General features: G+C 31.5%; 21 protein-coding genes and 3 tRNA genes. 8 read left to right on the top strand and 16 right to left on the bottom strand.

Annotation, left to right across the window (positions count from 1 at the left end; all coding sequences use genetic code 11):
- Positions 1-139 precede the first annotated feature (139 nt).
- From PCY10_RS06850 to ychF, 11 genes are all read right to left on the bottom strand, one after another.
- Complete coding sequence (locus PCY10_RS06850) at positions 140-2,902, bottom strand: sialidase domain-containing protein (protein ID WP_021002265.1); 2,763 nt, start codon at positions 2,900-2,902, stop codon at positions 140-142.
- A gap of 1,004 nt (positions 2,903-3,906) precedes the next feature.
- Positions 3,907-5,877, bottom strand: a complete 1,971-nt coding sequence (gene ftsH, locus PCY10_RS06845) for an ATP-dependent zinc metalloprotease FtsH (RefSeq protein ID WP_003075525.1) — start codon at positions 5,875-5,877, stop codon at positions 3,907-3,909.
- Between the two features lie 20 nt (positions 5,878-5,897).
- Positions 5,898-6,440 (bottom strand): hypoxanthine phosphoribosyltransferase, encoded by a 543-nt coding sequence (hpt, locus tag PCY10_RS06840; protein WP_003075523.1) that lies wholly within the window; start codon positions 6,438-6,440, stop codon positions 5,898-5,900.
- A 5-nt stretch (positions 6,441-6,445) separates the two neighbouring features.
- The gene (gene tilS, locus PCY10_RS06835; RefSeq protein ID WP_021002264.1) at positions 6,446-7,723 is read right to left on the bottom strand and encodes a tRNA lysidine(34) synthetase TilS; all 1,278 of its coding nucleotides are present in this window, start codon (positions 7,721-7,723) and stop codon (positions 6,446-6,448) included.
- Positions 7,720-9,000 carry a serine hydrolase gene (locus PCY10_RS06830; protein ID WP_021002263.1) on the bottom strand — a complete coding sequence of 427 codons (1,281 nt, stop codon included), beginning with the start codon at positions 8,998-9,000 and terminating at the stop codon, positions 7,720-7,722. The genes tilS and PCY10_RS06830 overlap by 4 nt, the downstream gene beginning before the upstream one ends.
- Positions 8,993-9,121, bottom strand: coding sequence for an SP_0009 family protein (locus PCY10_RS06825; RefSeq protein WP_021002262.1), 129 nt, complete (start codon positions 9,119-9,121; stop codon positions 8,993-8,995). Before PCY10_RS06825 ends, PCY10_RS06830 begins: the two co-directional genes overlap by 8 nt.
- Positions 9,122-9,123: 2 nt before the next feature.
- Positions 9,124-9,492: a septum formation initiator family protein gene (locus PCY10_RS06820; protein WP_003075514.1), complete on the bottom strand. Its 369-nt coding sequence runs from the start codon at positions 9,490-9,492 to the stop codon at positions 9,124-9,126.
- Entirely contained in the window at positions 9,485-9,751 is a 267-nt protein-coding gene (locus tag PCY10_RS06815; protein ID WP_021002261.1) for an RNA-binding S4 domain-containing protein, read from the bottom strand. The genes PCY10_RS06820 and PCY10_RS06815 overlap by 8 nt, the downstream gene beginning before the upstream one ends.
- Positions 9,752-9,830: 79 nt before the next feature.
- Positions 9,831-13,337 (bottom strand): transcription-repair coupling factor, encoded by a 3,507-nt coding sequence (mfd, locus tag PCY10_RS06810; RefSeq protein ID WP_021002260.1) that lies wholly within the window; start codon positions 13,335-13,337, stop codon positions 9,831-9,833.
- Positions 13,330-13,899: an aminoacyl-tRNA hydrolase gene (gene pth, locus PCY10_RS06805; protein ID WP_021002259.1), complete on the bottom strand. Its 570-nt coding sequence runs from the start codon at positions 13,897-13,899 to the stop codon at positions 13,330-13,332. The genes mfd and pth overlap by 8 nt, the downstream gene beginning before the upstream one ends.
- 71 nt (positions 13,900-13,970) lie before the next feature.
- Positions 13,971-15,086, bottom strand: a complete 1,116-nt coding sequence (ychF, locus tag PCY10_RS06800) for a redox-regulated ATPase YchF (protein WP_021002258.1) — start codon at positions 15,084-15,086, stop codon at positions 13,971-13,973.
- Between the two features lie 145 nt (positions 15,087-15,231).
- Here ychF and PCY10_RS06795 point away from each other — a divergent pair, with 145 nt between their 5' ends.
- Positions 15,232-15,732, top strand: coding sequence for a DUF1307 domain-containing protein (locus PCY10_RS06795; RefSeq protein WP_021002257.1), 501 nt, complete (start codon positions 15,232-15,234; stop codon positions 15,730-15,732).
- A gap of 22 nt (positions 15,733-15,754) precedes the next feature.
- On the opposite strand, the gene PCY10_RS06790 is transcribed toward PCY10_RS06795, so the two are convergent.
- The 5 genes from PCY10_RS06790 to PCY10_RS06770 form a co-directional block, all read right to left on the bottom strand.
- Positions 15,755-15,952, bottom strand: a complete 198-nt coding sequence (locus tag PCY10_RS06790) for a DUF951 domain-containing protein (protein WP_003075608.1) — start codon at positions 15,950-15,952, stop codon at positions 15,755-15,757.
- Entirely contained in the window at positions 15,952-17,088 is a 1,137-nt protein-coding gene (gene dnaN / locus PCY10_RS06785) for a DNA polymerase III subunit beta (RefSeq protein WP_021002256.1), read from the bottom strand. The genes PCY10_RS06790 and dnaN overlap by 1 nt, the downstream gene beginning before the upstream one ends.
- Positions 17,089-17,243: 155 nt before the next feature.
- The gene (gene dnaA / locus PCY10_RS06780; protein WP_021002255.1) at positions 17,244-18,587 is read right to left on the bottom strand and encodes a chromosomal replication initiator protein DnaA; all 1,344 of its coding nucleotides are present in this window, start codon (positions 18,585-18,587) and stop codon (positions 17,244-17,246) included.
- A 225-nt stretch (positions 18,588-18,812) separates the two neighbouring features.
- Positions 18,813-19,580: a ParB/RepB/Spo0J family partition protein gene (locus PCY10_RS06775; RefSeq protein WP_021003376.1), complete on the bottom strand. Its 768-nt coding sequence runs from the start codon at positions 19,578-19,580 to the stop codon at positions 18,813-18,815.
- Positions 19,581-19,634: 54 nt separating this feature from the next.
- The gene (locus PCY10_RS06770) at positions 19,635-20,825 is read right to left on the bottom strand and encodes a trypsin-like peptidase domain-containing protein (RefSeq protein WP_020999302.1); all 1,191 of its coding nucleotides are present in this window, start codon (positions 20,823-20,825) and stop codon (positions 19,635-19,637) included.
- A gap of 203 nt (positions 20,826-21,028) precedes the next feature.
- Between PCY10_RS06770 and rlmH the strand changes: the two genes are divergently transcribed.
- The 7 genes from rlmH (at position 21,029) to PCY10_RS06735 (ending at position 24,258) form a co-directional block, all read left to right on the top strand.
- Entirely contained in the window at positions 21,029-21,508 is a 480-nt protein-coding gene (gene rlmH, locus PCY10_RS06765) for a 23S rRNA (pseudouridine(1915)-N(3))-methyltransferase RlmH (protein WP_003075603.1), read from the top strand.
- Between the two features lie 42 nt (positions 21,509-21,550).
- A tRNA-Arg gene (locus tag PCY10_RS06760) sits at positions 21,551-21,624 on the top strand.
- Positions 21,625-21,784: 160 nt separating this feature from the next.
- Positions 21,785-21,931 carry a bacteriocin gene (locus tag PCY10_RS06755; RefSeq protein WP_003075491.1) on the top strand — a complete coding sequence of 49 codons (147 nt, stop codon included), beginning with the start codon at positions 21,785-21,787 and terminating at the stop codon, positions 21,929-21,931.
- A 16-nt stretch (positions 21,932-21,947) separates the two neighbouring features.
- On the top strand, positions 21,948-23,273 hold the full coding sequence (locus PCY10_RS06750; RefSeq protein WP_003075490.1) for a GHKL domain-containing protein: 1,326 nt from the start codon (positions 21,948-21,950) through the stop codon (positions 23,271-23,273).
- On the top strand, positions 23,273-24,022 hold the full coding sequence (gene comE, locus PCY10_RS06745) for a competence system response regulator transcription factor ComE (protein WP_003075488.1): 750 nt from the start codon (positions 23,273-23,275) through the stop codon (positions 24,020-24,022). Before PCY10_RS06750 ends, comE begins: the two co-directional genes overlap by 1 nt.
- Positions 24,023-24,107: 85 nt before the next feature.
- A tRNA-Glu gene (locus PCY10_RS06740) sits at positions 24,108-24,179 on the top strand.
- Positions 24,180-24,184: 5 nt separating this feature from the next.
- Positions 24,185-24,258 (top strand) — tRNA-Asn (locus PCY10_RS06735).
- The last annotated feature ends 62 nt before the right edge of the window (positions 24,259-24,320 follow it).

Raw genomic sequence — 24,320 nt, 5'->3', positions numbered from 1 at the left:
CAAACTGATCTTCTCAATATATTGTCTGATATCTACTTATTTATTCTGGATATTTTAGCCCCTATACTTGTTTCTGACTTTATCAGTCTCTAACGACAACCTCAAAGCAAACCAAAAAGACTATAATTAGAAGCTAGTTTTACTGTTTTCTTTTATTTATCATTGTCAACAATCCTAAGATTATCGTTGCAATACCTAAAAACAGTACTGGCACATTAGTTGTGCTACCTGTAGATGGAAGGTTATGATGATTTGTCAAGACTTTATTAGCCTGCTTTTTCTCTGTGGCAGGTTTTTTAGTAGATTTTTTCTCTTTGTATTCTGGTACTTCATTTACAGTTCCTTCACCGCCGTTTACTCCTCCAGGAATGCTAGCACCTGTCAGATTCACAGGGAGGTTGTGTATACTTTCAATACTTCCTGATGCTAAACCAGTGATTTTTTGACCAATAGCTCCCTTATCAACCTTAAATAGCAAAGTTTTGCTGTCGTACTGGGTTATGAAAGTTGCTATTTTCCCATTAGTCAATTCGAGAGTTGGTGCCTGATTGACTAAAACTTCTGAATCAAACTCCAAGCCAACAACTCCTTTTCCCCTATCCACAGCTTTTTTCACTTTGACTTCTTTAGGAGAAATTAAATCTTTACTCAAAAAATCCCAGTTAAATTTCTTATAAGATAAAGTATAGGGATTTTGCCCATTCTCACGATGTTCATAAAATAATCCATACTCTCCGTTTCCTAGGTCTTGAAGAGAGTTATAAGCGAATTCTCCTTTTTGAATCAAATTGTGTTTCAACCAAGTCAACTCACCATTTTTCTCAACACGCGCCAAGTGCACCAAGCCATTCGTACGTTCTGGTCCACCTGCATTACTGAGGACAACATATTCTATACCATCATGCATGGTATGAATGGCAGACATTTGAACATAGACATCTTTAACCTGAGGATAGCGTTTAATTTCCTTTTCCCAAGTTGCACCACCATCTTTACTTGTAGCAACCTGAAGATCTCCTGTTAGGCCACGCATAAAGAGTTTGATATCTCCATTATTCAGTTGAACAACTGTTGATTCTGTATTTTGAGCATTCCTATTATTCATGGTAGAAGAATGTATCTTCTGACCTCCTACTTGCCGATTGTCATTAACTGCTTCGCCAGCATGCCAAGTTTCTCCATGGTCATCTGAATAAATCAAACGAGAAGATTGAGAACCATTCAAATGTGATACGTTATTGGTTGTATAAACTGGTATCAAGATACGCCCCTTGTGCTTTCCTGTACGCAGCACAATGCCTGTTCCAGGACCTGTTCCAAGGAATTTCATCCAGTCCTTACGAACCCCTGATGTAATATCTCTTGGTGCAGACCACGTTTTTCCATCATCATCACTGTAGGACATCCACAGATAACTTGTATAAGCTATTCTAAATGGATTTTTCTTACTCTGGGCAAAATAAATATTTCCAACCAATTCCTGACCTTTGTAAATATCTCCTTTATCTCTATAATCTGCTTTTGTAGGATTGACTACAACACGATAGTCTGTTTTCTGATTATTAGCATCATAAACTTCGCCATTCTCACGAATAGTGTAATGCCCAAATTCTCCTTGTTTATACAAGATTTGATAAGTCTTATCCCCTACCTGTTCATAAGCTTTTTCATTATTTTTAGGCATTCCAAAAATTCCCTTCCCCTCTGGGAACATATCATAAATTGCGAAGATTCTCTTCGTCGTTGGATCTTGAACTAGAGTCATGTCAATATTGAGAGGAGATGGTGCAACAGGATCCTTTGCATCAGGATTGTCCCTTAGATTGGACAAGACCTTCTTATCCCCCCAAGTTTTTCCATTATCCTCACTACGACGCACTACCATACCAATATCGCCATAGTCAGCGTGGTGTAACCGTCTTTGATCAGCACCAGCTATCAAAGTGCCTTTATCCGTTCTGAGAAGGGCAGGAATACGATAACTATTGATGCCTTCACTATTGGGTTGATTGTTATATCCGCTTTTAAAGACATCTGTCTTTTCAGTTAAAAGAGCTCCCTCGGGTAGCCTTTTCTCAAGATCTGATCGCTTAAAAAGTTGACTACGTTTTTGAACTTCCTCTGACGTCAAAGCACGATTATAAACCGTGAGATTTCTAACGTGCAAGTTGGAACCCCACATCATACTTCTCGCTCTATTAGTCTTACCAATCTGAACATGATTAACATCTGGCATATCTTTGATAAAACGTCCTGATAATTTACTTGTTCGAGACAGAACACCATTGACATAGAGCCTAACTTGTCCATTTGGATGATCCGAATTTGGTCCATCAACTGTAAAAGTGACAGAATTCCACTGGCCTGATTTAATTTTTAAGGGTGCATCATTATAACTATTGTAGAATTGTTTTCCATCTTTATCTCGACCCTCTACGATAGCAGTATTATTGTAAACTGCCATTGTAAAATATTCATTCTTAACCTTATCACTAGATACGGAAAAAAGATTATAAAATCGTGGCGCATTAGCATCTGCTTTAAATTCTATATGAATTGTTGCAGTTTGAAGCTGTTTTAATTTATCTAATTCCCCTGAAAGGTCAATTCTCTGATTATTTGAATCATTTGTTACAACATTCTCTTTTTCAAAGATCGTCTGAACATTTTCCAATTGTCTAGCATAGTAATCACGTGGAATAACATTAGTTTCTTTTAGCAAATCTGCTATAGAATTATTTATCCCTGATTCAACTTTTTTAGTATTCGCAAGCACTGTATTTACCTGTTTCAAGCCTGACAAAGCTAAAAAAATAGCTATTCCTATTACTATGAAAGTTGCCCCAACCACTAATTTACGAATTTTATCTTGTTTTTTCCAATTGAAAAAAGACCAATTCATTTTTTCTCCTTTCAAACCAAAAATAAAGCGCTTTCTTTTTTGCCGAAAATTTTTAATCCTTCAGATTAAAATACAAACAAAAAGAAATTAAGAAACTGATTAAAAACTTCTCTCCCCTTCAATCATTTACTGTTCTGTTTTTAAACCGATCAGTAAGAAAATCCCTCCTCTCTCATATGATTTTTCCCTTATTATACAACAAACACTTAAAGTTATATAGGGATTGGTATAGAATAGATTTTACTTTTAATATATTTTAATATTAAAATTTTTGTGAAAGTACTTTCTATACGCATTAAAAGAAAGTTGCTGTGTCACAACTATCACAACTATTGAGGATGATATCAGTTATTAATGTTGTCTTAAGTGAAATTATAGCTAAATTGAGGATGTTTAACATTTCTATTCAATTCTATTAAGCAAAGGAAAATTTTAGCAACACATGGATATCATCAACATCTTTGAAAACAACTTGATGAAGCTAAGGAAAAATAATATCTCAATATTTAGTATTAGGATTTACCAAGTAATTTGATGTTTCTTAAACCGTCTAATATAACATGTTATTCTCTTCAATTTTTTCTTGCTACCATACTTAAACAATTCACTATTAAGGTCTGAAAAGTGTTTAAGAGTAAAATATGAATATATTTTCTTTGTCTTTATCTTATACAATATGAAAATAATTTAATAAATATTCTGATGAATAAAGGGGTAAATTAAGTAACGATTTAATATTTTCACATGAAAAAATATTAAGAATTTCAAGGTAAAATATTTATATTTATCAAACTCATTATCAATTAACACAAAAAAACTGTGGATAGAGTATTTCCAAAATCATTTACGATTAAAGAAATAACTAATCCACAGTGATTTACTAAATATGCTGCTTAAAACTTGGCAGTATAGTATTCAATTGCACTAACTATTATATAAAAATAAGAAATAGAAACAAATATCGACTCTGATTTTGAATCAAAAAGTAATAAAGTTTGTGCCACTTATTCTGATTTTTGTTCTTCCATTTGTGACTTCACCTCATCATAGCTCAAAGCATGTGAAGAGCTTGTATTTGGCTCCTCAGGCATTTCGCCCGTTTCATATAACGATTTAATTTGATGACTATCAAGTGTTTCATACTTAAGAAGAGCTTCTGCAATTACCTTATGTTTATCACGATTTGATTGGATAATTTCAGCTGCTTTGTTACGCGCTTCATTAAGCAAATTACGAACTTCTTCATCAATTTCATATGCAGTCTGCTCGGAAATTGATTTTTGTGTACTTGCAGCACCAAACATCGCATGGTTTCCTTCATATTGAACTGGGCCAAGTTTTTCACTCATACCATACTCTGTTACCATAGCACGCGCCATCTGTGTAGCTTGTTCAAAGTCATTTGAAGCACCTGTAGTTTGGACATTGAAAATAATTTCCTCAGCAACACGTCCTCCCATCAATCCTGCAAGTTGTTCCTTCATATCTTCTTTAGATAAAAGAGTTTGATCTTCTTTTGGGAGAGCAATCATATATCCACCTGCACGACCACGAGGTACAATAGTTACCTTGTGTACAACACGTGCATTTGATAAAACAAGCCCAACAATTGTATGTCCTGCTTCATGATAAGCAACAATTTGACGATCACGTTGTGAAACTGTCTTATCTTTTTTAGACGGTCCTGCGATAACTCGGTCCTCTGCTTCATCAATATCAGAAGCATCAATAACTTTTTTATTCCGACGTGCTGCAACAAGAGCCGCTTCATTTAAGACATTTTCCAAGTCAGCACCAACAAAACCAGGAGTTTGTTGAGCAACCAATTTTAAATCTACATCTTCAGCAAGGGGTTTATTCCTAGCATGAACACGAAGAATCGCTTCGCGACCTTTTACATCTGGTTGACCAACAAGAACCTTACGATCAAAACGACCAGGACGCAAAAGAGCTGGATCCAAAACATCACTTCGGTTAGTAGCAGCTATGACGATAATCCCTTCATTCCCCTCAAAACCATCCATCTCAATCAAGAGTTGGTTAAGAGTTTGTTCACGTTCATCATTACCTCCACCAAGACCAACACCACGTTGGCGACCGACAGCATCGATTTCATCAATAAAAATAATAGCTGGGGCTGCCTTTTTGGCATCTTCAAAAAGTGAGCGAACGCGGCTAGCACCAACACCAACAAACATTTCAACAAAATCAGAACCTGAGATACTAAAAAATGGAACACCTGCTTCACCAGCTACAGCTTTAGCAAGAAGGGTTTTACCAGTTCCAGGAGGGCCCTCAAGAAGGACACCAGCTGGTATACGAGCTCCCAATTTTGTATAACGCTTAGGATCTTTTAAAAATTCAACAACTTCAACTAGTTCTTGTTTTTCTTCTTCTGCACCTGCAACATCAGAAAAGCGCACTTTTATATCTTCTTTGTTTGTCGCACGAGCTTTATTACGTCCAAAACTCATAGCTCCGCGCGCTCCACCGCCTCCACCTTGATTCATCATAGAAAACAAGAAGAAAGCAAAAATTGCAAATGGAACAAGAGTTGTCAGAACTTGAATCCAAACACCACTTGAACTTTCACGTTTAATGGTAATTTCAGTTCCTTTAGCTGATGCTAATTTTTGCAATTCAGCTACTGTTAAATCTGAAGGTAGAATAACACTAGTAAAGCGACTTACAGATGTAGAAGAAGGCGTAAAAAACTGAATCCCTGTATTATCTTTTACTTTCTTGGCTTTCCTATATGTACCTGTAACTTCAATAACACTACCATTTGGTTGATAGCTAATATCCTTTACATTGCCATTTTTAATTTGTTTAACTAGTTCGGTATAGTTAATTTGTTGGCTGCGACCCACAGAACTTCCAGCTGAAAAATACTGAAAACCTGTAATAACAACGACAATGATTAAAATGTATAGGAAAGGATTTTTTATAAAACCATTATTTTGTTTATTTTTCATTTATCTATCAATATACCTTTTTATTTTGTATAAACTTCTTCTTTTAAAACACCCACATATGGGAGATTCCGATAATTTTCATCAAAATCCAAACCATAACCCACTACAAATTCATTTGGAATCGTAAAACATGTATAATCCGCTTCAATATCAACTTTTCGGCCTTCGGGTTTATCTAAAAGTGTGGCAATTTTAACAGACGCAGCTTTTTTTTCTTTAAATAGTTCACAAAGACTCTTCAACGTTTTCCCTGTATCAATAATATCTTCAACAAAAAGAATATGACGTCCAGCAACATCTTGATCAATATCTTTTATAATATGGATAACACCACTACTAGAAGTTCCACCATGATAACTTGATACTAACATAAAATCCATTTCAATATGAGTATCAACATGCTTTATCAATTCTGCCATAAATGGAACAGAACCCTTAAGAATTCCAACAAAAATAGGATTTTTCCCTGCATAATCACCAGTTAATTGAGCCCCTAGCTTTTGAGCTGCTGTTACGATCTCATCATGTGAAACCAAAACTTTCTTAATGTTTTGTTCTAGCATCTTTTTTACCTATCTAAATTTTGAATATAAAGTTTGTTATACATTATATCATTTTTTTGACTCTTACTCAAATTACTTGTTACGATTCCAGCAATTGCTATGATTTCCCCATTTTGTTCAATAATAACAGCATTTTTTCTTTGATCTATAGGAATTTTTTGATCAATAAAATACCGACGAAGTTTTTTATAATGTTGATTCAAGAATATTTTATCTTGTTCTCTTCTGCGTCGAAGTATAATTTCTGTTTCACGTGAAACAAATACTTCTTGAATTTCTGTACCACGAAGTTCTTTTCCAAAAGAAAAGCGATAATTACCATATTCCACAATATCGTTATATTTTAACAAAATTGAATCCACTTTTAAATCAGACTGTGGACTGATTTTACGAATCTCAAAATAATTATAATTTTTATATAGCTCATAATCCGCTTTAAGTAGTTGTTGATAATTAGAATGTTTGTTTAAGATTGTTAAAATATCAGAAAACTGTGCTTTACTTATCTGTAAATCAGGAAATTTCTTTAAATAAGTCTGTAGCAAAAAACTTTGTACACAATAAGGTTGATATTGGAATTCCTTTACATTTGTTAATTCAATATTCTTCGTTAAATATACTAATGCATCTTGCATTTGAGAAATCTCTATTCCAAATTCTATTAAATGTTTTTTTAGTTGTGGATTTTCTTTTTCCAAAATTGGGAAATAATCGTTTCGAATCCGATTGCGCAAGTAATGATTTTCTTGATTTGTCCAATCTTCAAAGTGAAAAATAGTAGGGAAATCTGATTTTTGAAAAGACAGCAATGGTCTTATCAATTCTCCATTCGCAAATCTTTGTTTTTCCTTTATTCCTGAAATATGAAATAAACGACTACCACGCAAAATTCTCATAAAAATTGTTTCTGCTTGATCATCAGCATGATGTGCTGTTACTAAGGCTGTGCACTGTTCCTCTTTCATAATTTTTTTGAAAAAACTGTACCGAAAAGCACGTGCTTTTTGTTCTGAAAAAGGTCCAGAAAAACTCGATGTAAAAATATTTACACCAAGTTTCTTTGCTATTTTTTTTAATTCTTGTTCTTCAAAATCTGATTCTTCTCTCAGTCCATGATTAACATGAGCAAGACAAATTTCTATTGCTAATTTTTTACGATATTTATAAAGCCAGTCAAGTAAGGTCATAGAATCTCGTCCACCAGAAATAGCAAGTAAAATTTTTCTATGATGTTTAAAATAGCCTTTTTTTTGCACCAACTGAAAAAATCGTTGTTCTATCATTTCAAAACCTCATAAATGTCATCTGCGATTTGAGAAATGGTATCATAATCAGAATTATTTGTAAAAATAGATAAGATAAAAGGAGAGGTTGCATAAACAATAGCAACATCATGCTTAAAATCATAAGCATCCCCAATTTTATGAGCCACTTTTACATTTATATTTTTAGAAATGCGCTGTGTATCAAAATTTGTTTGCGATAATGCATTTATAATATCACCATTTTGTTCATAGATAGCTTCCATCACATTTCCTGCCATCTTTGCTGAAGCATTACGTTTTTCTATATCCCATTTTTTCCCAGCAATTTGTTCAATAGTTGTTTGATAAGTACTATCTGATTGATTGGTAATATAGTATCCTAAAATATTTGTAGCTGCATTATCTGATTCTTTTGCAATATGATTAATCAAATCTTGAATACTGTAATGATTATTATCTGCTTTTTTAGAAATGCTTCCACTACCTTCTGTATTATAAGCTCCTAAATAATCATTTACTGCTGGAATATATTTTAAGCCAGAAGATAGACTATATTTTCCCTCATTCAATTGCTTTTGAGCGTAATAAAGAATAGGAAGTTTTGCTACACTAGCAGAATACATTTCCAAATCTGGGTTGATACCAGCCGTTTTTCCAGAACCTAATTGTTTCACATAGATAGAATAGTCTGCCTTATTATACTTACTTGTTAAGATTTCTTGAACTTTATCCATACGATTATCTGTATCAGACAAATATTTCATATCAATCCAACCTTTTCCTTCAACATAGGCATATTTTCCAGATATTGTTTCAGCAAGTTGAGTAATTTTTACTGAATGATAAGGCAGCAGATTTGTCTTAATTTCCTTTGTTCCGGTTACAAAAGCTTGATTATAAACTACAAATGACGGCTTGAGCCACATTGTTTGAGAAACAGCTGTGCTTGATTGAACAACATCATCATAAATCATTCGTTTATCAGCAGGAACGAATTTTCCATCAGCAAGCTTAAATACTGGAATACCTTGTTCATTGACCTGTAATTCAGAAAGTTTAATTGATGTATTCGGAGTTAAATTCCCAGCTACTTTTTCCAATTTTAATGATGTATAAGTTGGAATTTGCTCATAAACATTTGGATTTGTTGGAAGATCAGTGTAATAGTTACTGTATACTGTACTAGTGATTTCATACTGTTGCTTTGCAGTTAATTTAACATCTTGTTCTGTACTTACCACTATTTTTGCAGTAAAGAATGCTGGCAACAATAATAAAAATAGTAACTTACGCATGTTCTCTCCCTTCTTTTTTGATCATCTCTAACTTTATAGCCTGATTTTTTTTAGATAACTCTTCTAACTTTTCATCTGAAAAATCCAAAAATTGCTCAATTGTTTGTAATAATTTTTCCATTTTTATTGTGGTAACAATCCTGGAATTGTATAAATATATTCCCCTTTTTTAGAATAATAATATTTAGCACGAGCATACTTTGCAGCATACTCCTCATTTTTTAATTTATTAGCAAAAGCTTTTTGAGATTCTTTTTCGTTGCTTATTTCCTCATATTTCTTTTGTAAATGTGTCAATTGTGCTCGATGTTTTAATAAATTTTGATAACTTTGAACCAAATTAAATGTTGGTAAAATAAACAATAAGATAACTAAAATCAATACCCAACCCATAAAGCGATTCTTCTTTCTTTTTTCTTGCTCTAAATAACGACGATGTTGATTTTCATCTTGTATATAGCGATTATTTAATTGAACAATATTTCTAACCATCTACTTCTACCCTTGTCTCTTTTATAATTTCATACATTTTAGCAGCATCTTCTTTTTTAGTACTGTCTTTCATTTCTAAAACTCGAACTAGCAAATTTTTATTTCCAAAACGAATTTCTATTTCATCATTGATTTTTAAATCTGTTGAACTTTTCGCTAAAATTCCATTTACTTTAATTCTTCCCTTATCCGCCACTTCTTTAGCAATAGGACGACGTTTTATAATACGGGATACTTTTAAATATTTATCTAATCTCATAAAGCTACCTCAATTTATTATTTTACCATTTTTTAAGAAAATATTATAGATGAAAACATAACTTTACAAAATTGTAAAGTTAGTAATCCTTCTTTTTGTTTTTAATCTCAATTAATTTTTTTGAAAATTTCATGACTTCTTCTAAAATTTTATAATCTTTTTTATTCCTTACATCAAATATCACTTCAATCAAGCCTTTATCTTCTGTTATTCTTGCTTTTAAATCTGTTACAGAAAGAGCTTTAAAATAATCTTGAGTTAAGAAAAAACGTTGAGAAACTTTTTCAAACTGAACCACTACAGATTGTTGTTTTCTCTCAATGAGTTGCACAAAAACTTGATCTAAATAAAATTTTATAAGGCCAATTTCCAATAGAAAGGCAACAACATCTGGATATTCTCCAAAACGATCAATCAACTCATTCTGTAATTCTTCATAATTTACACGACTGTCAATCTCATGAATCCGTTTGTAAATTTCAATTTTTTGTCTTTCATCAGCAATATAATCTGTAGGAAGATAGGCATCAATTTGTAAATTAATTTCAGCATTTCCTTTTTTCCTTTTTATCTCTTTTCCTTGTCTCTTAGCAATAGCTTCCTCCAGCAATTGAGAATACATTTCAAATCCAACAGAATCAATAAAGCCAGACTGTGAACTTCCTAAAATATTTCCTGCACCACGAATGGATAAATCACGCATAGCAATTTTAAAACCAGAACCCAATTCTGTAAAACCTTTTATAGTTTCTAAACGTTTTTGAGAAATTTCTGTTAAAGACTTATCAGGATGATACATGAGATAAGCATAAGCAATACGATTGCTACGACCAATACGTCCTCGTAATTGATATAAGGTTGACAACCCCATATGATCTGCATTTTCAATAAAAAGAGTATTAACATTAGGAATATCAACACCAGTTTCAATAATTGTTGTTGTAACTAAAAGATCATATTCACCATTGATAAAATCAAGTAAAGTACTTTCAAGAAGGATTTCACTCATTTGACCATGCACATATCCAATAGAAGCCTCTGGAAGCAATGTTTTCAATTCTGAAACTTTTTGCTCCATTGTGTCAACCTTATTGTAAAGATAGTAAATCTGACCTCCTCTATCCATTTCTCTTAAAACTGCATCTCTAATAACTGTTGAATTACTTTCTAAAACATAAGTTTGAATTGGATAGCGGTTTGTTGGAGGAGTTTCAATAACTGATAAATCACGTATACCTAGCATAGACATATGGAGTGTACGAGGTATTGGAGTAGCCGTCAAAGTTAAAACATCGACTTTCGTTTTCAATTCTTTTAATTTTTCTTTATGTTTAACCCCAAAACGTTGTTCTTCGTCAATAACAATAAGTCCTAAATCAGCAAATGCAACATCTTTTGACAAAAGACGATGCGTTCCAATAATAATATCCACTTGATCTTTTTTTAATTTTTCTAAAATTATTTTTTGTTCAGATTTACTTTTAAAGCGACTTAATACTTCAATATTGATAGGAAAATCATTGAAACGTTCCTTAAAATTCGTATAGTGCTGTTGTGCCAAAACAGTAGTAGGAACTAAAATTGCCACTTGTTTATGATCATTTACTGCTTTAAAAGCAGCTCTCATAGCTACTTCAGTCTTTCCAAAACCAACATCCCCAACTAAAAGACGATCCATAGGATAGTCACTTTCCATATCCTTTTTAACTTCCTTTATGGAACGTAGTTGATCTTCTGTTTCTATATAAGGAAAAGCATTATCAAATTCTTGTTGATATGAATCATCACTAGAAAAAGCAAACCCTTTTAACTGACTTCTCTCTGCATAGAGTTTGATTAAGTCCTCAGCAATATCTTCAACTTGATGTTGCACTCTCTGTTTAGTTTTTTGAAACCGTCCATCATTTAATTTATTGATTTTAGGCTCTTTACCACCACTCGCAACATATTTAGAAAGTAAATGAATCTGATCAACAGGAATTGAAATACGATCTGCATTTTGATACTGAATAGTAAGATAGTCACGGTGAATTCCTGAAATTTCAATTGTTTCAATTCCTAAATATCGACCAATTCCATGAACATTATGAACAACATAATCTCCCTTTTCTAGCTCATTATAATTTTTCAGACGTTCAGCATTAGAGAGATTCTGTCTTCGAACTTTCCGTTTTACTTTTTTTTGCAAAATATCATACTCAGTAATCAACACAATTTTTTCATCTACAAAATTAAAGCCTTGAATTAAAGATCCTTTCACTAATTGAATAGCATGTTCATGGATTTTATTATCATTGACATAATCAAGTGGAATATTATATTCTTGTAAAGCTTTATGTAAACTTTGAAAAGTTAATGAAGAATTCGATTGTAAAATGACTGTATAATTAGATTTTTTATAACGACTGATTTCTTCTTTTAAAAGTTGGAATTGACTAAAAAACTCCTGCATAGGATACTGATTAAATTGATAAAGAGAGTCAAATTTTAAATTTCCAAATCCTTTATGAAAATTTGAAAAGAAGGTAGCTGGTTTATATTTTCTAAATACTGAATAGACATCTGCAAAATAAGATTGTTTTACAACAGATTTACCGTTTTGTAAATTTTCTGTCAATAAATCTGCTGCTTCTAATTGAAACTGAGTATGTTTATTTATAATTTTTTGAAAATCATCAAAGAAAATAGGGCTATGTTTTGGAAGATAGTCAAGAATTGTCCATTTATTTTGATAAAAAATAGATAATAGTTTTCTTACATCAGCATGTTGGATTTGTTTTTTTATACTATCTAAAATTTCTTCCAAATAAGATTTTAATGTTGAATCTACAGTTTTTTCTATCTGAGTTTCTATTTTTTTCTGTGCATTTTTATAGTCTACTGTAGTAAATAGAACATCTGTGGCAGGATGAATACACACACTTTCTACATTTTGAATAGAGACTTGGCTTTCTGGATCAAATAAACGAATACTATCAACTTCATCACCAAAAAATTCAATCCTAAAAGGCATTTGACTAGAACGTTCAAAAATATCTAAAATGTCACCTCGAAGACTAAATTCCCCTTGATTCAATACTTGTAACACTCGCTTATAACCTGAATTTGACAATTGAAAAATCAAATCATTTAGATCATATTCTTGCCCTATTTTTAGATTGATATAAGCCGAATTAAAATTAACAGGATTAGGTAAAAAAAGTTGACTAGCAGCCACATTAACTATCAAAAACCCTGATTTTTGAGAATTTAATAAAAAATCTAGAGCTTCTAAACGAGAAAAAATCTTTTCTTGAGAAAAAAAGATAAACTCAGATAAGGGAGTATCATCTGCAAGAAATGTATAAACCTTTTCTTCCCCTACCAAGCCAATCAAATCACTAGAAAGTTTCTCTGCCTCACTATAAGTAGATGTTAAAATAAGAATTTTATGATTACTCTCTACACAAGATGCCATTGTAATAATTTTAGTTGAAAATGATAACCCCATCAATAGTTGTCTAGTTGACTTATTTAGGTTTCTTTGCCAATCAGCTATCTGTTTATTTTGATTAAATAACTCAATAATATCCATCTCTTTATCCATTATATTGTTGCATTGTTTGTTCAAAATTCTTAAATTGTAAATAATATTTTACAGCATTGTCAACTCTGTCAAGTGTGTTCAAAATTGTAACATAATCTTCTTTTACAAATTTTCCTAATACATAGTGAATAATTGTTGTCTTATTTTGAGGACGACCAATACCTATTTTTATTCGTTTAAATTCTTGAGTTCCAATATGTTTAATAATTGATTTAATGCCATTATGACCACCAGCAGAACCTTTTGCTCTTAATCGAATTTTCCCTACTTCCATATCTAAATCATCATAAATAACTAATAAATCTTCACTATTTAGACCATAGTAAGATAAAAGAGCATGAACAGCTTTTCCACTTTCATTCATAAAAGTTGTTGGTTTAACAAAATATACTTTTTCTTCATTTAAAAATGTAGAAGTAATTTCTGCCTGAAAAATTTTATCAGTTGTAAACTTTAAATTTTGTTCTTTACACATTTTGTCAATGAGCATAAACCCTACATTATGTCTTGTTTCAAAATATTTCTCTCCAGGATTTCCTAATCCTACAATCATCTTTACCATTTTTTACCTCTAAAAATACCAAAAGGGCTGGAATCATTTTTCCAACCTCATTCATATTAATTTACAATACTTTACACATTAAATCTAAATTCCATAATATCGCCATCTTGAACAATATATTCTTTTCCTTCTTCACGCAGCCGTCCTGCTTCCTTGACTCCCTTTTCACTCCCATATTTTACTAAATCATCATAAGACATAGTTACAGCACGAATGAAGCCTTTCTCAAAGTCTGAGTGGATAATTCCAGCTGCTTGTGGTGCTTTCATACCACGTTTAAAGGTCCAAGCCCGTACTTCTTTCTCACCAGCTGTAAAGTAAGTGCCAAGTCCTAATAAATGATAGGCTGCTCTAGTTAATTTGTCAACTCCAGATTCATTCAAGCCCATAGCCTCCAGAAATTCAATTTTATCTTCATCATCTAACTCAGAAATTTCTTCCTCAGCACGTGCTGATATAACCACTACCTCTGCATTTTCAGTTACTGCAAATTTACGAATTTGCTGAACATATTTGATATTATCTGGATCTGCTACTTCGTCTTCACTAACATTTGCAACATAAAGAACAGGTTTTGTGGTCAATAAAAATAATCTTTTAACAATTTTTTGTTCTTCTTCATCAAATTCAATGGTACGAGCTGATAACCCATTTTCTAAGACTGGCTTAATTTTTTGTAAAACTTGAAACTCTGCTACTGAATCTTTATCTTTTTGCGTTCGAGCAATTTTTTCTACACGTGCATACCGTTTGTTGATACTTTCTAAATCTGCTAAAATCAACTCTAAATTAATCGTCTCAATATCAGCCATTGGATCTACAAAATCAGATTCACGTCCTTGTTCACGCATAACATTCTCATCGTCAAAAGCACGAACTACATGAACAATGGCATCTACTTCCCTAATATTAGCCAAAAATTGATTTCCAAGCCCTTCTCCTTTTGAAGCTCCCTTTACAATCCCTGCAATATCTGTAAATTCAAAAGTCGTTGCTACCTTTTTCTGTGGTTTGATGAGTTCTGTTAATTTATCCAACCGAACATCTGGAACTTCTACCCGTCCAACATTAGGATCAATCGTTGCAAAGGGATAATTAGCTGCCTCTGCTCCTGCTTTTGTAATTGCATTAAATAAAGTGGATTTTCCAACATTAGGTAATCCTACAATTCCTGCTGTTAAAGCCATTTAGCTCTTCCTTTCATCTTTTCAATTCAATAAACAATTATATCATATTTACAATTATTTTACTTATAACTGAATCATTTTAACAAAATGTTGTTTTTTCCTTATAAAAATATTATAATTTTATTAAGGTATAGGAGGTAATACTATGAAAAAAAGATATTTAAAACCATTATTGGTCGGTTTTGTTTCATTGTTTGCACTCATCACTCTTATTGCATGTGGAACTCAGGAAAAAAAGATGTCATTTCAAAGAATTGATCAAAATTTACAATATGACTTGCGTCTAACCTATTATTATAAGAATGATGTTGTCACAAAACAAACTACTAAGTCATTTTTATCTTACAAATCTTTAGGGGCCACTAAAAAAGAAGATGTAAAAGATAAAATTGATAAAGCTTCTCAAAGGTATCAAAATATCAAAGGAATTAAAGAAAAAGTTACTTATGAAAAGAACGGAGTTAAAGAAACTGTAGAAATTAACTTTAACAAAGTGGATTTTGATAAATTAGCAACTTTGCCCGGAATGTATACAGATAAGAATACGAGAAAATCCAAAAAAGTTAGTATGAAAGCCAGTAAAACTCTCCTAACAGGTAAAGGATTTAAAGAAATTACAGATGATAAATTTGAAAAATTAAAATAAGACTAAAAAAGGTGCTAAAACATTAATGTCCTAGCACCTTTTTTAGTCTTCGTTCAAATTCATATCGGCTCAACATTACAAGATGTTGACAATTTGTACAGCGGATTTTAATATCTGCCCCCACTCGAATAATTTCCCAACGATTTGCTTTTTTACCTGTAGACTTTATTGTACAGGCATGTGGCTTTTTCATCTCAACAAAATTTCCTACATCATACATTAGTTTGTTCTCACTGGTGTAATCAATTGAATAAAGTTTTCTGTGTCATCACTTGGTAACAAAGTGAATGGGCGAACTGCTGAAATAAAGCTGATTGTAACCTTTTCACTATCAATAGCTTTTAAAGAATCAATTAAATAAGTTGGATTAAAACTAATAGTTAAATCTTGGCCTGAAATACTTTCAGTATCAATTTCTTCGTTCACACGACCAACTTCAGGAGAATTAACATGAGCACTAACTACGCCATTTATAATTTCTAATTTAACTGTTCCATTTTGAGTTGCATTTGAAAGAAGACGCGCACGTTCCATTGCATAACGAAGGTTATTTTTATCAAAAGTTATGACACTAGTAAACTCTGTTGGAATTAAACGGTCCGTATCAGGATAATTTCCTTCTAAAAGTCGAGTATAAAAGCTAATATTTTCGCTTCTAAAGAGTAATTGATTATTTGTGAAGTAAATCTCTACTGTTTCAATATCATCCGTAAAAACAGCTGAAAATTCGCGTAGAGAACGACTAGGAATAACAACATCAAAGTTATCCCCATTTTCTTCCAAAATAATCTTCTTTTGGCTCATGCGGTGAGAATCTGTTGCAACTGTTTTTAAATTTTTATTTTCCGTTAAAACAAAATGAACTCCCGTTAAAATTGGACGACTTTCTTGGATACTAGCTGCAAAAGCTGTCTCGTTAATAATCTTTTTAAGAACACTTGTTTCAAGCACTAGAGGGGTACTTACTGAAATTTCTTGAATACGAGGATATTGATCTGCATCTTTTCCTTTTAAGGTGATTTCTGATTTGCCACTTGTTAAAACAATTTGCTTTTGTTCAATTTCTTTAAAATCAAATATTATATCAGGAAGACTTGATACAACATTAATAAAAAATGTTGCTTCAAGTAAAATGGACCCTGAAGAAGTTATTAAAAGTCCTGCATTTTCGTTTTTAATTGAAATAAAATTCTCAATAGAAATTTGTCCGTTAGAACCAATCAATGTAATCCCTTCGCTTGTGACATCAATTTTTACTGTGGAAAGGATTGGAATAGCATTTTTGTGGCTAATAGCTCTTTTGGTGGTATTTAAAGCTTGTAAAAATAAATTTTTATTAATTGAAAAGTTAATCATAGAAGCTCCTTTTATTATTTTATAATTATTAGGTTAATAGTAATAGTAGTTTATGTGAAATGTGTGGATAAGTTTTAAAATTAGTGACAGAGTACCAAAATGAACTTGTTTATAAATTGTGAATAACTTTAGCTTTTTTCTCAAATTATCCACAATCATCTGATTTTATTTTTTATGTTTTCTATTTCTAAACGAAGATTATCATCTGTTTCGAGCATTGTTTTTATTTTCCCATGAGCATGTATAACTGTTGTATGATCCTTGCCACCGAATTCTCTTCCAATTTTTGGAAGGGAATTATCAGTTAATTCACGTGTTAAATACATAGCTACCTGTCTAGCAAGGACAATATTTTGAACTCGGCGACTTCCCTTCATTTCTTTAACACTGACTCCATAGAAATTTCCAACTTCTGTTTGAATTTTATCAATTGGAATAACCAACATTTGATTTGCATCTTGTTTTCGAGCTCGAATAGCTTCAGCAGCAACATCAATTGTAATTTCTTTAAGATTTTTTACTCTAGCCATGAGAGAAATATCATTTAAGGCACCTTCTAAATCGCGAACATTTGAATCAAATTGACCTGCTAGATATTCTAAGGTATCATTTGGAAAAATATAATCCAAATCTTCTATTTTATTGCGTAAAATGGCAACTCTTGTTTCGAAATCTGGTGGGGTAATATTTTGAGTTAATCCCCATTTAAAGCGCGTGACCAAACGTTCTTCAAGATTATCCAGATGGTCAGGACTACGGTCACTTGTTAGCACAATTTGTTTATTTTCCCCATGCAAAGCATTAAAAGTATTAAAAAATTCTTCTTGAGTGGAAACTTTCTTTCCTCCCAAAGACTGAATATCATCAATCAATAAGAGGTCAAGGCTTCGATAAGTTCTCTTAAAGCTTTCCATTTCTCCCAACCGAAGATGTTCCAAAAAGTCATTGATAAAGGTCTCAGCAGGGATATATTTCACTCTGGCATCTGGAATGTTTTCTAAAATTTGATTTCCAATTGCATTTAGTAGGTGAGTTTTTCCTAATCCTGGTCCACCATAGATAAATAATGGATTATAAGTTGTTGCCAAATTTTCAGAAACAGCTAGTGCAGCTGATAGAGCCCAAACGTTCCCATCACCTTGGACAAAATTATCAAATGTATATTTTGCTTTTAATCCAGTTTCAATAGGAGGAAGACTTATTTTAACCTCTGACTGGTTTGTATTTGTTGACTGAGTAACTTCGTTACTTTCTTCTTGAAAGATATACTGGACTGTAATTTGATTATTGAAAATTTCAAAACCTGCAGTAATGATGACGTCTGCTAAGTTTTGATCCCAAAATAATTGTTTGACTGGACTATCAAGAAGTATGGTAGCTTGAAAATTTTCAATTTTAATTAACTGAGCTCCTGAAACAAAATAGTCATATGTATTTTTTTTAATTTGTTTTTGAGCTAATTCTAAAACACGCGCCCAAAAACGAGATTCTTGTGTCATAAAAAACCTCCTTTACCAATTATTTTTAAGTCTTATTTAGTAGTCTATAGAAAATAGTTTACCATAAAACACCAAAGTTTTCCACAATCTGTGGAAATAAATTCACAATGTTTTTCTGAGTTTTCCACAGATTGTTGATAAAACGATTCTTTTGTGATTTACCAAGGTTTTCTTATAAGAATATAGTGGATAATTCTGTGAATTTTAAAAATAAAAATAACAGCTTTATGTAAAGCTGTCAATAATTCTTTGATATTCTTCTTGATTTGAAAAGTGAATACAGATTTTTCCAGATTGAGACTGCTTGGAAAATCGGAGTGAAATATCTGTACCAAATATCCTTTTTAACCTTTCTTCTTCTTCTTTGATAAAAAGTTGATTTTTATTTTTTGTTACAGTTTTTGTTCGTTTTGGGTGCAATTGTTTTTCTAGTTTTCTAACTGAAAGTTCTTGAGATAGAATTTTTTCAAACCAGTGATTTTGCTCTTTTTCTGAGAGATTGATAAGCAGGCGAGCATGTCCTTGAGAGATATTTCCTTCTTTTACTGCTTCAATGATATTGGATGGTAAATTTAATAAACGAACAGAATTTGTAATGTAAGGGCGAGATTTTCCTATTGTTAGAGCGATTTCTTTGTGTGTCAATCCCTTGTCAATTAAATATTGATAAGATTGTGCTTCTTCTATAGGATTGAGGTCTTCTCTTTGTAAATTTTCAATGATAGCTTGCGTTATCATTTCATCATCTGTTAATTCTTTTATAATAGCTGGTATATTAGTTAAACCTGCTAATTTAGCAGCTCTAAAACGTCTTTCACCAGCTAGTAATTCATAACCAATTATTGGAGATTTTCGTACAATGATGGGCTGAATAATTCCATGTTCTTTTATAGAATTAGCAAGTTCAGTAATTTTGTCTTCTGAAAATTCTTTTCTTGGTTGATAAGGATTGGTTTGTATGTCATTAAGTGTAATGTATTGATATTTTTCCATGTTCCTATAGAATAACACACCTTTACAATTCTGTAAAGGTGTGTTATTAAAGTATCAATTATTTGAATTTAAATCTTTTGTAGATTTTGTAAGTTTAATGGTGGTGGTTGTTTCTTTTCCATTACGATAAAATGTAATTTTTATATCATCACCAATTGAATGTTTGTATAAAGCAGATTGTAAATCATTTGCTGAGGAAATGTCTTTTCCATCTATCTTTGTAATAACATCATATTTTTGAAGTTTTCCTGCTGCAGGCATTCCAGACTGAGCTGAACGAACAACAACTCCTGCAGTCACTTTTGCTGGAAGTTTCAAACGTGATAAATCAGAACTAGATAGATTACTAATATCAATCATTTGAATTCCTAAAGCTGGTCGCGTAACTGCTCCGTTTGATTCCAATTGGCTGATGATGTTGGTGACATCATTAGATGGAATAGCAAAACCTAATCCCTCTACAGATGTTCCACGATTACTAGCAATTTTACTTGAAGTAATACCAATAACTTGCCCTTGGATATTTACAAGTGGACCACCAGAATTCCCAGGATTAATCGCTGTATCTGTTTGAATAGCCTGAGTAGAGATAGTTTGACCATCTTCAGATTTTAAAGACACATTACGATTTAAGCTAGAAATAATTCCTTGAGTAACAGTATTTGCATAATTTGATCCAAGTGGGCTACCAATAGCAATAGCAGTTTCTCCAACAGTTAATTTACTAGAATCACCAAATTCAGCAACTGACTTGACTTTGCTTGCACTAATACGGACGACAGAAATATCTGAGTAAGTATCTGAGCCTACGATTTCTCCTGGAACTTTGTTACCATCCGCTAAACGAATATCCACTTTACTAGCACCATTAATAACATGAGTATTAGTTACAAGATAGGCATACTTACTGTCTTTTTTATAAATAACCCCTGAACCTTCGCTTGCTACTCTTTGTGAGTTATTATTGTTACTATTAAAGTCATCATTTCCAAAAATGCTATTTTGAGATTTATTATTAGCATAGGTAATAACAGAAACAACAGCATCCTTTACTTTATTGACCGCCTGTGTTGTAGAATTGGTATTTTTATAAGATGTAGTAACATGGTTAACCTTAGTGGTAGTTGTGTTGTTTTTATTTAATTTTGAAGAAGTTACATTTCCTAATAAACCACCAATAAAACCTATAGCTAAGACCATGAAAAGCCATAAGAATTTTTTTGTGAAATTTGAAGAGTTTTTCATATTTTCCTCCTAGTTATTTCAATTACTGAAAGTATAAATAATTTATCTTAATTATAACTTAAATATTAAGTTTTTCCACAAATTGTGGAAAACTTTTAAAAACTGTGAGTTTCTTAGTGATTTATAAGGTTTTTGAAAGAATATTTAATTTGTTATTATGTGAATAAGATGTGAAATAATTGTGGATATGGTAAAATAAAAATATGAAAATAAAACTTGTAACTGTTGGAAAACTAAAAGAAAAATACCTTAAAGATGGAATTTCAGAGTATACTAAACGGCTGAACCGCTTTACTAAGTTTGATATAATTGAACTTCCAGATGAAAAAACACCAGATAAAGCAAGCCACTTAGAAAATCAACAAATTCTTGATAAAGAAGGAGCTCGTATTTTATCAAAACTAGCTGATAAAGAATTTGTGATTGTTTTAGCTATTGAAGGTCAACAATTTCCATCAGAAAAATTTAGTAAGATATTAAGTGATATAACTATTCGTGGAATCTCAGATATTACTTTTGTAATTGGAGGAAGCCTTGGTTTATCTACTGCTGTTAAAAAAAGAGCTAATTTATTAATGAGTTTTGGAAAATTGACTCTTCCTCATCAATTAATGCGATTGGTTTTAGTAGAACAAATTTATCGAGCGTTTATGATTCAACAAGGAAGTCCTTATCACAAGTAATCTTGACGTTATAGGCTTTTTTTGTTAAAATGATAGAGCATTGGTCTCATAGCTCAGCTGGATAGAGCATTCGCCTTCTAAGCGAACGGTCGCAGGTTCGAATCCTGCTGGGATCATATAAGTTTTAGGCACGAAAGAGGCGTGCCTTTTTCTTATCTGTGCAAAAAGTCTTTTGAGATGTAAAAATGTATCGTTTAGAGATTTTTTTAATTTAGTTATCAAGATTTTGTATAATTTTCTTGTAAGGTTTCTTACAAAAAATATTAAGGAGAAATTATGAAAAAGTTGTTTGCTAAAAAAGAGGTAGTAAAAAAGGAAGTTGTGAAATTTAAAGAGTTAAATGATGAACAGTTAGATAAAGTTATTGGTGGGGATAGTCGAATCAGAATGGGATTTGATTTTTCTAAACTTTTTGGTAAATAAATGTTCAGGAGTAAGTATGGTGAAAATAGAATTTATATATTGGGTTATATTCTCCATTATAGAAGCTATTTCTGTTGTATATTGTTATAAGAAGATAAGTAGAGTGAATAAAGTGAATATTCACTTTACTTTATTATGTTTAGGAATTGTATTTTTGACTGATTTTACTACAATAATACATTATTCGGTTAGATATATAATGTTTTTTATTCAACCATTATTTTTTTATTTATACTTTGTTAAAGTAAAAAAAGTTAAAAAACATTCGTCTTTATTTTTAGCACTATTTTTATCTTTAGCTGTATCAGGTTCTGAAACCTTCTTTTCAGTTATTATTTCTTCTGTTACAGGTGATAAGTTTGTTGATAGATATTGGGGATTGTTCTATATTTTTATTAATATTATTTCTTTAGTTTTCATTTTAAAAGCAATTGATTATTTTAAGTTTAATTTTAAATATTTTAAAAAGATAGATTTTAAAGAAAATATTGTACAATTAAATTTTTATCTATTATTTATTCATCTTTTATTAAATATATCGCATTGGCTTAGTAACATGAAAAATTTAAATAGTTTTTCTAGTATGATTGCTACAATTTGCTTTTTAATGTTTATGTCAATTTTGTTCTACTTACAATCTATTCGCGAAAAATATGAAAAAGAAGAACAAATTAAGCAAAAAGAACAGGAACAACTGCAATTACAAAAATATACAGATGAAATTGTTAATCTGTATAATGAAATTCGAGGTTTTCGTCATGATTATGGTGGGATGTTGGCAAGTTTTCAATCAGCTATTCATACAGGTGATATAAAAGAAGTGGAGCGAATCTATCAGGAGGTTCTCGTAAATGCTAATTTACAGCTTCGTTCTGATAAATATACGTATTTTGATTTAAATAATGTTGGAGATTCAGCACTTAGAAGTGTTATGACGCAAACATTGTTTAAGGCACGAGATTACAATATAGAATTAACATTTGAAGTAAAAGATTTTGTTAAACCTTTGCCAATTAAATTGTTAGATTTGGTTAGAATGACAAGTGTCCTTTTAAATAATGCAATAGAGGGAGCGGCAGAGAGTTATCAAAAAACGATGAATGTTTCTTTAGTAGATCTGGATACAGAAACGATCTTAGTTATTCAAAATTCACGTAAGAAAAGACCTCTAGATTTGGAAGAAATATACCAAACTGATTTTTCAACAAAGGGTGTGGGACGCGGTTTAGGTTTAAGTAATATTAAAGAAATTATTAATAACTATGAAGGAATTATTCTGGATACTAAAATCGAAGATGAATATTTTATACAAGCAATGAGAGTAAGGAAAGAAGGTTTATAATGAAAGTATTAGTATTAGAAGATGAAATTTCACATCAAGTAAGAATGGAAACAACTTTGGCAGAGATTGCAAAAGAAATGGGAATTTCTATCAAAGTTAAAGTAACTGGAAAAATAAGAGAATTTAAAGAATATATTGAGAATGATGAAGTAAATCAATTATACTTTTTAGATATTGATATTAAAGGGGAAGAGACAAAAGGTTTAGAAATAGCAAAATTTATACGTCATCATAATCCGTATGCTATTATTGTTTTTGTTACAACGAAATCAGAATTTGCTACTATGACTTTTAAATATAAAGTTTCTGCACTAGATTTTGTTGATAAAAATTTGAATGATGTTGCTTTTAAAAAACATATAAAAGATAGTATCGAGTATACAAAAGCAACGTTGATTGAAAATAAAGATATGGTTGATTATTTTGAATATAGTTTTCGTGGTGGAGAAGTTAGAATGCCATTTAATGATATTTTATATATTGAAACGACAGGTTCTTCTCATAAATTAAGAATTGTAGGTAAAAACTTTTTTAAAGAATTTTATGGTACTATTGCAGATATTCAAGAAAAAGACAAGGAGACACAGCGTTTCTTTTCACCTCATAAATCTTATTTAGTTAATATTGGAAATATTAAGAGTTATGACAAAAAAATGAAAGAAATTATTTTTTATGAAGATCACCGTTGCCCAATTACTCGAATGAAAATTGGAAAGTTGAAAACTATTTTAGAGGAGTCAAAAGGATGAATAAAAACTAAATTTTTAAATAAAAACTATTGACAAAGTTTTCCAAACTGGTATAATAGTATATGTTCTGTGAAAGAGCATATATGGTCCGTTGGTCAAGGGGTTAAGACACCGCCTTTTCACGGCGGTAACACGGGTTCGAATCCCGTACGGACTATATTATCCGGCATAGCTCAGTTGGTAGTAGCGCATGACTGTTAATCATGATGTCGTAGGTTCGAGTCCTACTGCCGGAGCTACGAAGCATTCATAAAGAATGCTTTTTTATATTAGTAATATATAATAAAACCCAAACTGT

The sequence above is a fragment of the Streptococcus sp. SI1 genome, assembly GCF_030439945.1.
Classification (GTDB): domain Bacteria; phylum Bacillota; class Bacilli; order Lactobacillales; family Streptococcaceae; genus Streptococcus; species Streptococcus intermedius.
Note: the sequence above shows the minus strand (reverse complement) of the source record. Positions and strands in the feature narration are given on the sequence as shown.

Excerpts from the sequence above, each read along its gene's own strand:
- PCY10_RS06850 (WP_021002265.1), bottom strand. The coding sequence starts at position 2,902 with ATGAATTGGTCTTTTTTCAATTGGAAAAAACAAGATAAAATTCGTAAA.
- ftsH (WP_003075525.1), bottom strand. The coding sequence starts at position 5,877 with ATGAAAAATAAACAAAATAATGGTTTTATAAAAAATCCTTTCCTATAC.
- hpt (WP_003075523.1), bottom strand. The coding sequence starts at position 6,440 with ATGCTAGAACAAAACATTAAGAAAGTTTTGGTTTCACATGATGAGATC.
- tilS (WP_021002264.1), bottom strand. The coding sequence starts at position 7,723 with ATGATAGAACAACGATTTTTTCAGTTGGTGCAAAAAAAAGGCTATTTT.
- PCY10_RS06830 (WP_021002263.1), bottom strand. The coding sequence starts at position 9,000 with ATGCGTAAGTTACTATTTTTATTATTGTTGCCAGCATTCTTTACTGCA.
- PCY10_RS06825 (WP_021002262.1), bottom strand. The coding sequence starts at position 9,121 with ATGGAAAAATTATTACAAACAATTGAGCAATTTTTGGATTTTTCAGAT.
- PCY10_RS06820 (WP_003075514.1), bottom strand. The coding sequence starts at position 9,492 with ATGGTTAGAAATATTGTTCAATTAAATAATCGCTATATACAAGATGAA.
- PCY10_RS06815 (WP_021002261.1), bottom strand. The coding sequence starts at position 9,751 with ATGAGATTAGATAAATATTTAAAAGTATCCCGTATTATAAAACGTCGT.
- mfd (WP_021002260.1), bottom strand. The coding sequence starts at position 13,337 with ATGGATAAAGAGATGGATATTATTGAGTTATTTAATCAAAATAAACAG.
- pth (WP_021002259.1), bottom strand. The coding sequence starts at position 13,899 with ATGGTAAAGATGATTGTAGGATTAGGAAATCCTGGAGAGAAATATTTT.
- ychF (WP_021002258.1), bottom strand. The coding sequence starts at position 15,086 with ATGGCTTTAACAGCAGGAATTGTAGGATTACCTAATGTTGGAAAATCC.
- PCY10_RS06795 (WP_021002257.1), top strand. The coding sequence starts at position 15,232 with ATGAAAAAAAGATATTTAAAACCATTATTGGTCGGTTTTGTTTCATTG.
- PCY10_RS06790 (WP_003075608.1), bottom strand. The coding sequence starts at position 15,952 with ATGTATGATGTAGGAAATTTTGTTGAGATGAAAAAGCCACATGCCTGT.
- dnaN (WP_021002256.1), bottom strand. The coding sequence starts at position 17,088 with ATGATTAACTTTTCAATTAATAAAAATTTATTTTTACAAGCTTTAAAT.
- dnaA (WP_021002255.1), bottom strand. The coding sequence starts at position 18,587 with ATGACACAAGAATCTCGTTTTTGGGCGCGTGTTTTAGAATTAGCTCAA.
- PCY10_RS06775 (WP_021003376.1), bottom strand. The coding sequence starts at position 19,580 with ATGGAAAAATATCAATACATTACACTTAATGACATACAAACCAATCCT.
- PCY10_RS06770 (WP_020999302.1), bottom strand. The coding sequence starts at position 20,825 with ATGAAAAACTCTTCAAATTTCACAAAAAAATTCTTATGGCTTTTCATG.
- rlmH (WP_003075603.1), top strand. The coding sequence starts at position 21,029 with ATGAAAATAAAACTTGTAACTGTTGGAAAACTAAAAGAAAAATACCTT.
- PCY10_RS06755 (WP_003075491.1), top strand. The coding sequence starts at position 21,785 with ATGAAAAAGTTGTTTGCTAAAAAAGAGGTAGTAAAAAAGGAAGTTGTG.
- PCY10_RS06750 (WP_003075490.1), top strand. The coding sequence starts at position 21,948 with ATGGTGAAAATAGAATTTATATATTGGGTTATATTCTCCATTATAGAA.
- comE (WP_003075488.1), top strand. The coding sequence starts at position 23,273 with ATGAAAGTATTAGTATTAGAAGATGAAATTTCACATCAAGTAAGAATG.